The organism is Paraburkholderia sediminicola, from assembly GCF_046030555.1.
In the GTDB taxonomy this organism is placed as follows: Bacteria; Pseudomonadota; Gammaproteobacteria; order Burkholderiales; family Burkholderiaceae; genus Paraburkholderia; species Paraburkholderia sediminicola_E.
The window spans coordinates 178,576-192,986 of record NZ_JAQQCH010000009.1; the positions used below are offsets into that span (position 1 = coordinate 178,576).

The 14,411-nt window shown below is 61.3% G+C and carries 13 protein-coding genes; 5 read left to right on the plus strand and 8 right to left on the minus strand.

Translation table 11 applies throughout. The features are described 5' to 3' along the window. Window positions 1–16 precede the first annotated feature (16 nt). Together PQQ52_RS15415 and PQQ52_RS15420 are read left to right on the plus strand one after the other, a co-directional pair. Window positions 17–1,216: a CaiB/BaiF CoA transferase family protein gene (locus PQQ52_RS15415; RefSeq protein WP_408212621.1), complete on the plus strand. Its 1,200-nt coding sequence runs from the start codon at window positions 17–19 to the stop codon at window positions 1,214–1,216. 2 nt (window positions 1,217–1,218) lie between these two features. Next, window positions 1,219–2,043 (plus strand): citryl-CoA lyase, encoded by an 825-nt coding sequence (locus tag PQQ52_RS15420; protein ID WP_408212623.1) that lies wholly within the window; start codon window positions 1,219–1,221, stop codon window positions 2,041–2,043. Here PQQ52_RS15420 and PQQ52_RS15425 read toward each other — a convergent pair. Together PQQ52_RS15425 and bla are read right to left on the minus strand one after the other, a co-directional pair. Continuing rightward, window positions 2,031–2,750: an IclR family transcriptional regulator gene (locus PQQ52_RS15425; RefSeq protein WP_408212625.1), complete on the minus strand. Its 720-nt coding sequence runs from the start codon at window positions 2,748–2,750 to the stop codon at window positions 2,031–2,033. The two genes, PQQ52_RS15420 and PQQ52_RS15425, sit on opposite strands and share 13 nt — an antisense overlap. Before the next feature lie 120 nt (window positions 2,751–2,870). Further along, on the minus strand, window positions 2,871–3,806 hold the full coding sequence (bla, locus tag PQQ52_RS15430; protein WP_408212628.1) for a class A beta-lactamase: 936 nt from the start codon (window positions 3,804–3,806) through the stop codon (window positions 2,871–2,873). 99 nt (window positions 3,807–3,905) lie between these two features. Between bla and PQQ52_RS15435 the strand changes: the two genes are divergently transcribed. Then, window positions 3,906–4,793 (plus strand): LysR family transcriptional regulator, encoded by an 888-nt coding sequence (locus PQQ52_RS15435; RefSeq protein ID WP_408212630.1) that lies wholly within the window; start codon window positions 3,906–3,908, stop codon window positions 4,791–4,793. Here PQQ52_RS15435 and PQQ52_RS15440 read toward each other — a convergent pair. Both PQQ52_RS15440 and PQQ52_RS15445 read right to left on the minus strand, forming a co-directional pair. Next, window positions 4,790–5,044: a hypothetical protein gene (locus PQQ52_RS15440; RefSeq protein WP_408212633.1), complete on the minus strand. Its 255-nt coding sequence runs from the start codon at window positions 5,042–5,044 to the stop codon at window positions 4,790–4,792. The two genes, PQQ52_RS15435 and PQQ52_RS15440, sit on opposite strands and share 4 nt — an antisense overlap. 46 nt (window positions 5,045–5,090) lie before the next feature. Continuing rightward, window positions 5,091–5,594 (minus strand): lecithin retinol acyltransferase family protein, encoded by a 504-nt coding sequence (locus PQQ52_RS15445; RefSeq protein WP_408212636.1) that lies wholly within the window; start codon window positions 5,592–5,594, stop codon window positions 5,091–5,093. Between the two features lie 459 nt (window positions 5,595–6,053). Here PQQ52_RS15445 and PQQ52_RS15450 point away from each other — a divergent pair, with 459 nt between their 5' ends. Then, complete coding sequence (locus PQQ52_RS15450; RefSeq protein WP_054035641.1) at window positions 6,054–6,341, plus strand: hypothetical protein; 288 nt, start codon at window positions 6,054–6,056, stop codon at window positions 6,339–6,341. Window positions 6,342–6,346: 5 nt separating this feature from the next. Continuing rightward, window positions 6,347–7,117 (plus strand): PP2C family protein-serine/threonine phosphatase, encoded by a 771-nt coding sequence (locus tag PQQ52_RS15455; protein WP_408212638.1) that lies wholly within the window; start codon window positions 6,347–6,349, stop codon window positions 7,115–7,117. A gap of 145 nt (window positions 7,118–7,262) precedes the next feature. On the opposite strand, the gene PQQ52_RS15460 is transcribed toward PQQ52_RS15455, so the two are convergent. From PQQ52_RS15460 to PQQ52_RS15475, 4 genes are all read right to left on the minus strand, one after another. Beyond that, entirely contained in the window at window positions 7,263–8,942 is a 1,680-nt protein-coding gene (locus PQQ52_RS15460) for an ABC-F family ATP-binding cassette domain-containing protein (protein ID WP_408212640.1), read from the minus strand. Window positions 8,943–9,155: 213 nt separating this feature from the next. Then, complete coding sequence (locus PQQ52_RS15465; RefSeq protein WP_408212643.1) at window positions 9,156–10,514, minus strand: sigma-54 interaction domain-containing protein; 1,359 nt, start codon at window positions 10,512–10,514, stop codon at window positions 9,156–9,158. Beyond that, window positions 10,511–13,567 (minus strand): peptidase domain-containing ABC transporter, encoded by a 3,057-nt coding sequence (locus tag PQQ52_RS15470; protein WP_408212646.1) that lies wholly within the window; start codon window positions 13,565–13,567, stop codon window positions 10,511–10,513. The genes PQQ52_RS15465 and PQQ52_RS15470 overlap by 4 nt, the downstream gene beginning before the upstream one ends. A gap of 82 nt (window positions 13,568–13,649) precedes the next feature. Then, the gene (locus tag PQQ52_RS15475; protein ID WP_408212648.1) at window positions 13,650–14,402 is read right to left on the minus strand and encodes a peptidylprolyl isomerase; all 753 of its coding nucleotides are present in this window, start codon (window positions 14,400–14,402) and stop codon (window positions 13,650–13,652) included. Window positions 14,403–14,411: the final 9 nt, after the last annotated feature.

A 14,411-nucleotide genomic window follows, 5' to 3' on the forward strand; every position in this document is an offset into this window, starting at 1 on the left:
ACAAGAGGCTTCAAAGATGACGCTGCCGTTGGCTGGAGTACGGGTACTGGATTTATCGAATGTGCTGGCTGGACCGTTTTGCGCGTACCAACTCGCGTTGCTCGGCGCCGACGTGATCAAGGTCGAGCACCCCGAAGGGGGCGATCTTGCGCGGCGCTTAGGCGCCGACAAGGAAGCGTCGACGCGCAATATGGGCGCCTCGTTCGTCGCCGTGAATGCGGGCAAGCAGTCCATCACCCTCAATCTGAAAGACCCGCGCGGCAAGACCATTTTGCGCGAGCTCGTCAAAACCGCGGACGTGCTCGTCGAAAATTTCCGGCCCGGCGTGATGACGCGGCTCGGCCTTGATTTCGACGCGCTGCGCGAGGTCAATCCGAAACTCGTGTATTGCGCGATCTCGGGCTTCGGCATGGATGGCGAGTTTTCGAAACGTCCCGCCTACGATCAGATCATCCAGGGCATCTCCGGCGTGATGAGCGTAACCGGCGACGCCGACAGCGCACCGCTGCGCGTCGGCTATCCGGTCTCGGACACCGTGGGCGGTCTCACGGCCGCGTTCGGCATCTGCGCCGCGTTGCTCGATGCGCGCGCGAGTGGGCACGGCCGCATGCTCGACGTTTCGATGCTTGAGGCCACGCTTGCGACAATGGGCTGGGTCGTCTCGAACTATCTGAATGCCGGTGTCACGCCCGTACCGATGGGCAACGAAAACTTCACCGCCGCGCCTTCGGGCACCTTCAAAACCGGCGACGGGCCGCTCAATATCGCCGCGAACGAGAACAAGCAGTTCGCGAGCCTCTGCCAGCTGATCGGCCGCGCCGACCTGCTCGACGACGCACGCTTTTCCGAGCGCAACGCGCGCAAAGCGAATCGCGCGGCATTGAAGGCCGAAATCGAAGCGGCGCTGGCCAGCGACAGCGCGACTAACTGGGAAGCCAAATTCTTCGAAGCAGGCGTGCCAGCCGGACGCGTGATGTCGGTGCCTGAGATCCTCGCGCACCCGCATCTGGAATCGCGCGAGTTCATCCGCGAATTCGCCGGTGAGGGTACGACTGAGCGGCAACGCGTCACCCGCGCGGGCTTTCGCCTCTCCGATGCCGACACGGCGCCGACCACACCCGCGCCGATTCTATCGGCTCACACGCGTGAACATCTCGTTTCGCTCGGTTACGACGACGCGCAAATCGACCACTTACGCTCCGAAGGAGTGATCTGAACATGACGCAAGCATTCGACGCCGCCAAGCTCGCCGCCGAGTACTGGAGCACCTCGATCATCGATATTCATCCTGGCTCGATCAAGGTGCGCGGTTTCCCGATTCAGGAGTTGATCGGCAACGTCAGCTTCCCGCAGATGATCTGGCTGATGCTGCGCGGCGAACTGCCTGACACCGCGCAAGCGCGTCTGTTCGAGGCGGCGCTGGTTGCGTCGGTGGATCATGGCCCGCATGCACCCTCGATTGCAATCTCGCGGATGGCAACCAGTTGCGGTTTGCCGTTGAACGGCGCGATGGCTTCGGCAATCAATGCGCTCGATGACGTACATGGTGGCGCCGGTCAGCAGGCGGTTGAACTGTATGACTCGATCGCCGAACGCATGCAAGCGGGCGCCACGTTGGAAGACGCCGTCGAGCAAGGTGTGGATGCTTTTACCGCTGAGCATGGCAAGTATTTGCCGGGCTTCGGACACCGCTTTCACCCGGTGGATCCGCGGGCAATCCGGCTTCTTTCGCTCGTGGACGAGAGCGTCGAACAGAACAGTATCGGCGGGCAATACGCCGCTATCGCGCGCGGCATTGAAGCCTTGCTCAAGCAGCGCAAAAACAAACCTGTGCCGATGAATATCGACGGTGCAACCGCCGTGATTTACGCGGAACTCGGCTTTGCGCCGGAACTGGCACGCGGGGTGTTCTGCCTGTCACGCGCGGTCGGCATTCTGTCGCATGCATGGGAGCAGCGCGGACGCAACGAGCGCAACAAAGGCCCGATGCCGCGTCAGATGAGCTACACCTATACGGGCAAGCCCGAGCGTCACCTGTCCTGAACTGCGGCCGCGCGCCGCTGCGCATTGCGCATCGCGCGCGAGTCGCCGCCCAAGGCATCGGTTGCGCGCGCGGCGCAATTGAACAGCGCGCCAAGATTGCCCTCGAGAAACGCCTGGTCGATGCGGGAACTCGGGCCCGCAAGCGTTAGCACGCCACGCAAACTCTGGCGCACACCGAATACCGGCATTGAGATCCCGGCCGTCTCCCGATCGCGCTCGCCGATCGACACACAGTAGAAGTCTTCGCGAATCTTTTCGTACGGCTCGCCCGGCGTGCCGCCGAACGCCAGCAACGCATGTCCGCCCGAGCCGCTTTCCAGCGGCAGCACGTCGCCTTCGCGCACATGAAAACGCACCGCATGTGTCGAGTCCACACGATGCAGGCAGACACGCACTGCCTCATCGCGCACGTAAAAGGACACACTTTCGCCGCTCGTTTCCGCGAGTTCGCGCATCAGCGGCACGAGAATATCGCCGAGGTTCAGGCTGCGCTGGTACAGCGCGCCGAGCATGAAAGTCGCGGCGCCGAGTTGATAGCGGCCGTCGTCCAGACGCAGCAGCAGGCGGTGCTGGATCAGCGAGCCTGCGAGCCGCAACAACGTGCTCTTGTAGAGCCCCGTGCGCGCCGCGAGTTCGGCGAGCGTGAGCGCGGCGTCGTCCGGCCTGAAGGCGAACAGAATCGCGCAAGCACGATCGATGACGGCCACGCCCTCGCCTTCCTTTGAGTTTGATTTGTCCGCTGGCGTTGGCATGAGTTAGCGTAAGTCACGTCGCTTCATATCGAAGCTGAAATTTTACGCCATGACGCGGGGCTGTCATACCTGCTATTACACCGACGCCACCACCAGCGCACCCACGTCCGCAATCGCCGCATTGCAGCGCGCCGCGTCGCCACTCGTCCCGGTGAGGTAGACGGTGACGAGAATCGGCCCACGTCCCGGTGGCCACAGAATCGCGACGTCGTTTGCCGTGCCGTGATCGCCCGTGCCGGTTTTATCGCCGACGCCCCAATCCTTCGGCAGCTTCGCGCGAATCCGTTCGCCGCCGGTCTGATTGGCGGCGAGCCAGGCGAGCAGTTGCGCACGCGACGACGAGGACAAACGCTCGCCCAGCAGAAGTTCGCGCATGTTGCCGAGCATGGCGTTGGGCGTGGTGGTGTCGCGCGGATCCCCCGGCGTCGCTTCGTTCAGCGTCGGCTCATTGCGGTCCAGACGCGTGATGCCGTCGCCGATACTGCGCGCGAACGCAGTCAACGCAGCGGGGCCGCCGAAGCTCGCCAGCAGCAGATTGGCCGCGGTATTGTCGCTGAGCGTGATGGCCGCCTTGCACAGGTCGGCAACGCTCATACCAGCGTCGCCAGTGAGCTCACGGGTGTGCTTGCTGGTGCCCGGCGAGTACGGCACCAGGTCGCTTTTGGAAAACACGATGCGCCGCTGCAAGTCCTCTTGACCGCGATCCGTGCGTGTCAGCACGAAACCCGCCGCCAGCAGTTTGAACGTGCTGCACATCGGAAAACGCTCGTCCGTCCGCAAACCGGCGTGCAATCCAGACATCGTGTCGACGATCGAAACGCCGAGCCGCCCGCCGCTTTCCGCTTCGATCTGTGCGAGCCGTTGACGGATAACCTCCGCCTTGGCCACGCCTCCGCCCTGCTTTGTGGCGCCCGCCTTCACCACTTTCCCGACAGCGCCTGCGCTACCAACGGCAATCCCAGCTATCGAAACGCCAAGCATCCCACCCGCGAACTTCCGTCTTGTGATCATCGCCGCTCCTTATGTGAAGCCGCAACTATCGGTTTTTCCGCATCAGCTGGCAAACGATGATAAGTTAGTCGATCCCCAAGAAAATCTTATGTCTTCGCCATGAGACCGAATCTCCCGTTGAATGCGCTGCGCGCCTTCGAGTCGTCCGCGCGACATCTGAGCTTCACGCGCGCCGCGCTCGAATTGAATGTCACCCAGGCGGCCGTGAGCCAGCAGGTCAGAACGCTGGAGGACCGGCTGGGCACGGCGCTTTTCAAACGTCTGCCCCGCGGCCTCGCCATGACGGACGAAGGCCTGGCACTCCGTCCGGTTCTCACGGACGCGTTCGATCGTATCGAGGCCGTGCTCAAACAGTTCGAAGGCGGCCACTTTCACGAGGTGCTGACGGTCGGCGTGGTGGGCACCTTTGCGGTGGGCTGGTTGATGCCGCGGCTCAAGTCGTTTCGCGACGCACACCCGTTTGTCGAACTGCGGCTGCTGACGAACAACAATCTGGTCGACCTCGCCACAGAAGGCCTGGACTTCGGGATTCGTTTCGGCGACGGCACCTGGCCTGGCTCGCTCGCCACCCGCCTGCTCGACGCGCCGCTTGCGATTCTGTGTGCGCCGGAAATCGCGAGGCGTCTGTCCGAACCGACAGATCTCGCCAACGAAACCTTGCTGCGTTCCTATCGCGTCGACGACTGGATGACGTGGTTCGCGGCCGCCGGCATCCCGCCACGGCCGATTCGCGGACCGGTGTTCGATTCGTCCCGGCTCATGGTGGAAGCCGCCATGCAGGGCGCGGGCATCGCGTTGGCGCCGGCGTTGATGTTCGATCAGGAGATCAACACGGGCCGGCTGGTGCGCCCGTTTGAAGTGGAAGTGCATGCCGGCAGTTACTGGCTGACGTGGTTGAAGGGCAAACCAATGACGCCGGCGATGCTGCTGTTCAGTCAGTGGATCGTCAAGGAAGCGGCGCTACACCTGCAAAGCACACAAAGCTAGCACACGGCCACACGGAGATGGCCGTTCATGGCGGGCCGTTCGGCTTGCGGCGGGAACACGTTCCACGAACCGTCGTCGTGACGGAAGAAGATGATCGACAGCAAGCCGCCCGGCCGCAATGCTTCCACGCAAACATAGCGCCGATGCTGCGACGCGCTGTGGCAAAACCGCACGACACGCGCGGGCATAGACGGCGTCGGCGCGAGCCATTTATCGACGGCCCAGTGCAAGGTCTTTTCTGCGGCAACCATGATCTGCTCCTTGAATCCTTGAGTGCTTGAACGCGTTCCCGCTCGCTCATGCGAGCTGGGCGGCCACCTGACCATCCTTCGCGCCACTTTCGACAAACGCCTTCACCAGACACACCAGCGCGCGCACACCGGTGCGGGGATGCCTTAAACAGCAATGCACCTGTTCGCTGCGGCTCTCACCAAGCAGGCACCATGCGCAAAAGTGTTCGCAGTTGTTCGTCAGCAGGCGGTAGCGGTTTTCGCCGAGACGGGAGCGTGCGCGGCGTACGGCTTCATCGCCGACGTAGCGGGCGCTGGGCGTCGGGCGGATCGTCAATGGATGACCGGCGGCGAAGCGGTTTAATTCCACTTCTTCAACCGGGCCGCGATGCGCTGAGCTCGCGAAGCCGGCGTAATGGACCACGCGGCCATTGCCGACGTAGATGCCGTGATGTTCGTAGCCGCACCGTTGCGTGACGAGATGCGCGCCGATCGGCAGGTCGATGGTCGACGCTTCATTGCAGCATGCGTCGCGGCCTTCACTGCTCGTCGGAAGATGATTCGTGTTCATGGCTGGCCTCGCTTCGATATCCAACACTGTTGCGATATCTTTTGCATCATCCGGGCCAGGTGCGAAAAAGCCTTTATTTAAAGGGGTGACGGGAATTTTTAGGTGTTTTGAGCGCGGCAGGTGTCCGTTTTGAGCCGACAGAATTCAAGGCAATCTGTTGGCAAACGTCGATCATTTGGGGTCCCCGCTGAACCGCCGCGAGCGTGTTACTCAGCGTCCGGGCGTCTGCCTAATGTGTTGGGTCCCGCACCGGTGCACACGTCCGGATGTTGGTTGCACCCCGACCTCTGCGCCTGCGCATGAACAGTCGCTGCATACACAAGCACCCGGAATCGCCGCGCTATCAACAGGTTAGGAGAAAACGCGCGCTCGAGCCGAACATTGGCATAGCACTTGCACCATCACGCCTGATTCCTTTTCAACCGCGCGCCCGACGCACGCGGCCAACCGGAGAACGACATGGCTTCCATCACAGTGAACGACCTCTCGCTCAACCTCGCGCTCGACCGTAAAGCGATGGCGGCAATTCGCGGCGGCGGCGGTGCGCCGTGGGTGTACGGCTGGATTCAGCCCTATGTGCGGGAAACGCCGAGCATCGGTCCGGTCGTGAACCTGTACGACATTTCGAACAACTTCTATGCTAACCAGATGATCAACACGTTCCAGTCGGTGGATGTGCGCAACACCGGCGCGAACTCGAATATCAACGTCTCGCCCGACGCACGCAGCAGAAACGATACGGTGTAGCCCTTGTGACCTGTCCGAGCCAATTTCGATGGACGTCGTCCGCGCGTTCCGACGCTGGACGCGTCCGTGAAATCAACGAAGATGCCTGCCTCGACCAGCCCGGATCCGGACGCTGGGCCGTCGCCGATGGCATGGGCGGGCACGCGGTCGGCGATCTGGCGAGCCGCGTGGTGATCGACGCGCTGAACCGGCTCGCGCCGCCGCTCGCCATGAAAACCTGTATTGCCGACGCGCGGGCACGGCTGCAAAAGGCCAATCGCCAATTGAGGGACGAAGCCACGCGCCGCCAGGTGCAACGGATCGGCAGCACCGTCATCGTGCTGCTCGCGTGCGACCGCTTCTGCGGCTATCTCTGGGCCGGCGACAGCCGTCTCTATCTGTATCGCGAAGGGCAATTGCGGCAGCTCACGCGCGATCATAGTCAGGTGGAAGAACTCAAATCGCTCGGCATGATTACCGACGAAGAAGCGCGGCATCATCCGGCGCAGCACATGATCACGCGTGCGGTCGGCGCAACGGATGTACTCGATCTCGATGACGACGCGATCGAAGTCGCGGATGGCGACGTCTTCCTGCTATGCAGCGATGGGCTGAGCAACGAAGTCAGCGATGCGGAAATACTGGCCGTGCTGACCTCGGTGGCGTGCGAGCGCGCGTCCGATGAACTGGTCGCATTGGCGATTGCGCACGGCGGACGTGACAATGTCACCGCGGTGGTGGTGCAAGCTGAAGATCCGTATGCGTCCGACAAAACCTTGCTGAACCCGGCGCCTTGAAAACACAGGATGGGTCGCCGGCGTGCAGAGGTGGGGCGGTGCCCGGATCGCCGGCGCCTCAAACTGGCGAAGCCGATCCGCGGCCATCATGCTCACCGTGGCGTTGCTGACGACCGCTCTCAAAGTCAAGCTGCCAGAGGGTAACTCAGGCGCTGACCTTCTGCTCTCCGGCAGCCTGCTCGCGCATGCGACGGGCTTCGTCGCGCAGGAACTCCTGGTAATCGTCGAGATCGCCGTCGAAGGGCTCGACGCCACCCTTGGTGACGAGCCAGAACTCGTCACATACCGCGCGCAGCAGGGACCGGTCGTGACTGACCAGCAGCACGGTGCCTTCGAATTCGTTGAGTGCCATGCCCAGCGCTTCGCGTGTGGCCAGGTCGAGGTGGTTGGTAGGCTCGTCGAGCAGCAGCAGGTTGGGACGCTGCCACACGATCATGCACAACACGAGCCGCGCCTTTTCGCCGCCGCTCATCGTGCCGACCGCCTGATGGACCATGTCGCCACTGAAGTTGAAGGTGCCGAGGAAGGTGCGAAGCGATTGTTCGGTGCCACTCTGGCCGGGGGCTCGCATGTGCGCCGGCGTGTCCTTGGCAAGGCGGATCATGTGTTCCAACGGCGTATCGAGAGGACGCAGCACGTCGAGTTCCTGCTGTGCGAAATAGCCGATGTTCAGGCCTTTGCCTTCGCTGATTTCGCCGGCAATCGGCGCCAGCGCGTGCGCCACCGTTTTCACCAGCGTAGACTTGCCTTGGCCATTGGCACCGAGAATGCCGATGCGCTGCCCGGCCAGCACGGATCGGTTGATGCCCCGCACGATGACCGTGGGCGGTGTGCCCGGCGGTGCGTCGGTCGGCGCCGGGTAGCCGAAGCTGGTGTCCAGCATCGACAACAGCGGGTTCGGGACGTTGAGCGGCTCCTTGAACTCGAAGGTAAAGTCTGCGTCGGCAAGCACCGGTGCAATCTTCTCCATGCGTTCGAGCGCCTTGACCCGGCTCTGCGCCTGCTTCGCCTTCGAGGCCGTGGCCTTGAAACGGTCGATGAATTTCTGCAGGTGCGCGATCTTGTCCGCCTGCCTGGCCATCGAGGCCTGCTGCAACAGCATCTGCTCAGCGCGCATGTCTTCGAACTTGCTGTAGTTGCCGCCATAACGCACGAGCTTGGCGTTGTCGACGTGCACCGTCACCTGCGTCACCGCGTCGAGGAATTCGCGATCGTGGCTGATCATGACCAAGGTTCCTTGATAGCGCTTGAGCCACGCTTCCAGCCAGACCAGCGCGTCGAGGTCGAGGTGATTGGTCGGTTCGTCGAGCAACAGCAAGTCGGACGGGCACATGAGCGCGCGCGCCAGCTGCAGTCGCATACGCCAGCCGCCGGAGAAGCTGTTGACCGGCTGACTAAGCTGCGCAGCACTGAAGCCAAGCCCCTGGATCAGCGCTTGGGCACGCGCGGGGGCATCATGTGCACCAGCGTCGTGCAGGGCCATGTAGGCGTGCGCCATGCGCATGCCATCGTCGCTGGCCTCAGCGGCGGCTACTTCGGCCTGCGCGGCCAGCAGTACGGTGTCACCCTCGATGACGAAGTCGGTCGCACTCTGCTCGGTCTCCGGCATGTCCTGGGCGACCTGGCCCATCTTCCATGCAGCGGGAATCGAGAACTCGCCGCCGTCTTCGTGCAGCGTGCCGTTGAGAAGGCCGAAGAAGGACGACTTGCCGGCGCCATTGCGGCCGACAAGACCAATCTTTTCGCCGGGGGTGAAGGTGACGGACGCGCTGTCGAGTACGACATTGACGCCGCGCCGCAGCGTGACATTACGGACGGAAATCATAAGGAGCTACTTCGGAGAGGACAGGCATGATAGCCGACCGGAGGTGCAAGGCTGTCGCTTTTCTGGCCGCACGAGTGAAAAGCCGCTTGCGCTTTGCGCCGCCTACCGGCCGCAAAGCGAGGCGGGCTCTGGCGCGCCGGGCATTCCGGCTGCGGCGCCAGGGCATGCCAGGTAGATTCAGACTAAAAGTATTAAACGATCTTGCAGCGAGCCTCAACTACCGCTGTCGTCCTCATCGTGCTCGTCAGCACCGTTATTACCCGTGGGCGGCGCATTCCGGTTGCGAAAATCCTTTGAATGCAGGCCATGCTTCTTCAGAAGCATTTGCAGGTGCGAGCGGTTCATATCGATGCGCCGTGCCAGTTCCGCAACCGTGCCGCTCACTTCGCGAAGGCCTCGCTCCAGAAAGGCTTTTTCCGCGTCGTCGCTCGCGGCGCGCTTCGCGTCGCTTAGCGACATCAGATTCGCCACGCTAATCTGCTCCTGCCCTGTCGCAGCGGCTGCATTGGACAAAGCCGCGACTGAGCCGGGTGCTGCCGGCCGCATATCCACCGGCAGATGATCGATATCCGCCATCTCTCCGGCCAGACACGAGACGCGATACATCACGTTGCGCAGTTCGCGAATATTGCCTGGATACGCATAGTTCAGCAAAAAGTCCCGCAGACGCGGCGTCAATCTAACCGGCCTGCGTTTTAGCGTACCCGCAGCCTCATCGCCAAACCACGCAATCAGCAGCGGTATCTCATCGCGTCTTTCGCGCAGCGGTGGCAACGTGACGTGAATCACGCTGAGACGGTAGAACAAATCCTCGCGGAACCTGCCCTCTTCGCTGAGTTTCCGCAGATTGCGATTGGTTGCCGCGACGATGCGCGTGTCGACGGCAATCGTCTCATCGGAGCCCACGCGCTGAATCTCGTGCGCTTCCAGCACGCGCAGTAACTTCACCTGACCGGCCAGCGGCAACTCACCGATTTCGTCGAGAAAGATCGTGCCTGTATGCGCGCTTTCGAACTTTCCCTTGCGGTCGTTCGAGGCGCCTGTAAACGCGCCCTTGCGATGACCGAACAATTCCGACTCCAGCAGATTGTCCGGAATCGCGCCGCAATTCACCGAGATAAACGGCTTGTCCGAGCGCGAGCCATTTGCGTGGATCACCTTCGCCATCAACTCCTTGCCGGTGCCGCTTTCGCCGTCGATCAATACCGGCAAATCGGTCGGCGCCGCTTTCTCGGCGATTTCGAGGGATTCGAGCAAACGCGGATTGTCGCCGAATGTTCCTTCAAAGATGAAACTGCGCTCGATCAATGCCTTTCTACGTGCGCCACGCGATTGATCGGCAGATGCAGCAGGCTCAGCGGCCGTTGCGGCCTGCACGAACCGCTCCCTATGCGAGAGCTGCATGACCTCGTCGCGTAACGAGGTGGCCTGCCGGAGCAGCTTGTCGATGTCGGCGCGCTCGAGACGGGACGACCAGCGCAGCGTCGAACGCAGAATTTCGATCCGCTCGATCAGGCCCGCGTACGAAATCGCCGGGCTAGGCTCTTCTACCTGGTCGAGTATCTTCATCACGCACTCAACTGTTTCTGGACCAACTGGTAATACATGCCGCCGCGCTGGATCAGTTCATCGTGACGGCCCTGTTCGACGATTGCCCCTTCATACAGCACCAGAATCTTGTCCGCGCGCATGATGGTGCTGAGCCGATGCGCAATGATCACCGCCGTTCGGCCCTTCAGAATGTCGTGCATATTGCCGAGGATATTGCTTTCCGATTGCGAGTCCAGCGCCGAGGTCGCTTCGTCGAAAACCAGCAGACGCGGGTCGTGATACAGCGCCCGCGCGATGCATAGCCGCTGGATCTGGCCGCCGGATAAACCAATGCCGCGTTCGCCGACAATCTGCTCGTAGCCGAGCGGCATCTTGCTGATGAACGCATGTGCGTCGGCCATTTTCGCGACCTCTTCGATACGACGCCGTTCGGGTGCGTCGTCGCCGCTTGCAATGTTCTCGGCAATCGTGCCGGAAAACAGCAGATTGCTCTGCATGACATAGCCGATCTGCGCGCGGTAATAGGCTTTATCGACCACACCGAGGTCGTAGCCGTCGATAGTCATCTTGCCTTCGGTTGGCGCGTAGAAACCGACCAACAGCTTGGCGAGCGTCGTCTTGCCCGAACCGCTGCGGCCCACAATCGCCACCAGTTCGCCGGGCTTGATCTCAAAGCTGATATTTTCCAGGACATACGCCGAATCGTTCTCGCCGTAGCGGAAATAGACCCCGTTGAGACTGATTTCGCCTTGCAGTTCAGGCAGCATCACGCGCGAAGGCAAATCCTGCGGCTTCTGTTCCGGCTCGATGTCGAGCACGTCGCCGAGGCGTTCCATCGCCACACCCGCATCGTTCAACATGCTCCATAAGCCGACCAGTCCCATCAGCGGACCCAGCACGCTGCCCATGAACGCATTGAACGCGATCAGTTGACCGATGGTCATTTCACGTGCCAGTACCAGATTTGCGCCGACCCAAAGGATGGCGATCGTCGTCGCCGCGTTCAGCAACTGACTGCCAAGCCCAACGAGAATACTGAAGGCATGCGCCCGGTATTGCACTTCGAGCGCCTTCGCGTACTTCTTCTCCCAGCGCAACCGTACCGGCCGTTCGATGCCCATACCCTTGATCGTCTCGACACCCGCGAGCGCTTCCATTAAAAATGACTTCGATTCGGTCGACGCCGTGAACACCTCACGCGCATAGTTCTTGATCTTCGGCGTGGCCAGTGCCGTCAGCGCCATGATCGGTATCACGAACGCGATCAGCACCAGCGTCATCTTCACGTTGTAGACGAACATGATCGTGAAGTAGATGAACACCATCAGCAGATTGAGCGCGGTGGTCACCGTAGATTCGGTGAGGAAGGCACGGATCGTCTGGTTCTCCTGGAAACGCGCGAAGATATCGCCGGTTTTCCGTTTGGCGAAAAACGAGAACGGTAGCGACATGGTGTGCCTGAAGAACTGCGACATCATCGCGAAGTCCATATTGCGCACCATGAAATTCGCGAGATATGCGCGAATCGACGACATCAATTGCGAAAACACATTGGCGATGATCAGGCCGCCGATCAGCAAATGCAGCAGGCTGACGTTCTGATGCACGATCACACCGTCAAGAATGTTCTGAATGATTAGCGGCGGAATCACGCCGAGCACCTGAATCACGAACGTCGCAAGGAACAGGTGGCCGAGAATCTTCTTGTACGGCCTCAGATAGCCGACAAAGCGTATCCACGGCGAACGTGCGGCCGACATCTGCAGGAGATTCGGGCCGCCCGTAAATAACAGACAAGTGCCGCTCCAGCCGCGCTCGAAATCCTCGACCGTCATTTTTCTAAAGCCGAGTGCCGGGTCGGCAACCCACACGTATTCCTTCGAGAGCCCGTACACCACGACGTAGTGATAACCCTCCCAGTGCACAATGAAGGGCAGATCGAAGCCGCGCAATGAATCGAATGTGCATTGCACGCCGCGCGCGGTGAAGCCAAGCGACTCGCCCGCGCGCGCAAGACTGTCGAGTGTGGCGCCTTGCATCGTGACGTTGGCGAGTTCGCGCAGCTTGCCGAGCGTCATTGGGATGCTGTAGTGGCGGCATACCATGGCGAGACACGCGGCGCCACAATCCATTTCCTCAGCCTGCTCCACCAGCGCGAAGCGTTTGATGACCTTTTCGCCGAACTCAGGTTTAGTCTGTAAATCAAGCATCAAGGGCAACTTGCGCCGCTGCTCGAGGCGCTTTTGCCGTTGCAATTCGCGGTCGCCGTAACGAATCCGTTCATCCAGGACTTCGCGCAGCTTTGGATTGCGCTCCAGAATGAAGTGGACGGTGCGCTCCGGGATCACCAGCAGCCGTGTATCAGTTGTTGCCACCACCGACGCCATCTGCTCCTGCCGCATCAAACACGCTTTCTCGCCGAATATTTCGCCTTCACCCAGCGTCGCAAGCGTGTAGTCGTGGCCTTCCTCATGACGGACAATGCGCACTCCACCTTGCCGCACCACATAGAGCCGCCGGTCGTCGCGCCCCTCCTGCTTGAGAATTTCCTTGCCGGCAGCCACTCGCTTCACACCGACACTACGCACATACTCTTCAAGTTCCGCCTTGTTGAGTTTGCCGCGCAGATCGAACAACTGTGCGACGAAACCGCCGGCCGAGCTGATCGCCACGTAGCTCGCGATAAACGCCAAGGCGGCCTGATTGCCGGCAATCACCGGCTCGATCGCGGCGCGGGGAATGAACAGCAATTCGGTTTTCGCCGACGCCCGCACCGACGCCTCATGCACATACGCGCGCAACATCGCAATGTCGGCGAAAATCTCGCCGGTTTTGCGCACGCCCATGCTGGTTTCCTTGCCGTGTTCCTCGGTGAAGATACGTACCGAGCCCGAGCGGACCACGTAGAGACCGTCAGCCGTCTCGCCCGTCGAGCACACCGTTTCGCCGAACGAGTAAAAGCGTGCCTGCGCGTATTCGGCAAGGCGATCGATCTCGTCGCGCGAAAACGGCGAGAGAATTTCCACCGAGGTGAGAAACTCGGCGGTGGAGGGCGCGGTCTGGGGTGCTTCCATGTGCTTGCGGACCTCGGTTCGGCTTTGCGTTGCTTTGTGCTTCGATGTTTCGTTGCGACGTCGTGCGATGCGAAATATGCCGCTAGCGCGCTTCGATCACATGCTCCTGCGAGCGCGCTATCAACCAGCTTTCGCGCAGCAGGCGCCGCACTTCAGCGGCCACATCCGCATCGAGCGTCGCCGGATATTTCGCCGTCACGGCGAAAATCTCGAAGCACGAGCGATCCGCTGACGGAAACGGCCCGAGCAGATCGCCCACCGTCGCGTTGAAAATCTTCGCCTCGATGTCCGGCTTCAACGAGCCGCGCAGCACCTTGCCAATCACGCCACCGGCTTCGCGCGTATCCGCAATCGAGTGCTCGCGCGCCATGTCGGCGAAACTGTCGGGATCGTCGTGCAGGTACGAGATCATTTCCTTCGCTTTGCCTTCGCTATCGAGCACGATATGGCTCACCTCGATCGCGTCGAACTTCGGCGAATTCAGCGCGAAGTAGTCCCTGATCGCCGCCTCGTTGCCGACCACGTCGAGCATCTTCTCCTGATACAGCCCGTCCGTAATGAACGCCTCGAACTCGTCGAGGCTCACGCTGAGTGCATCGAGGTACTGATTCATATCCGTCGCACGATGCAAGCCGCGCACACGGCGGAACTGATCGGCGCGCTGCTGGATTTCGTCGGCAGTGACGGCAATGCCCTGCTTTTTTGCCGCATGCACCGTGAGCTTGTCGCGCACAATCTGCTCGATCAGGCTCTCAAACTGGCCGGTCAATTTCAGAAGACGAATGAACTCGGAAACGTCCACGACTTCGTCATCGATTCGCACTATCGCGGTCATGTCATCCGC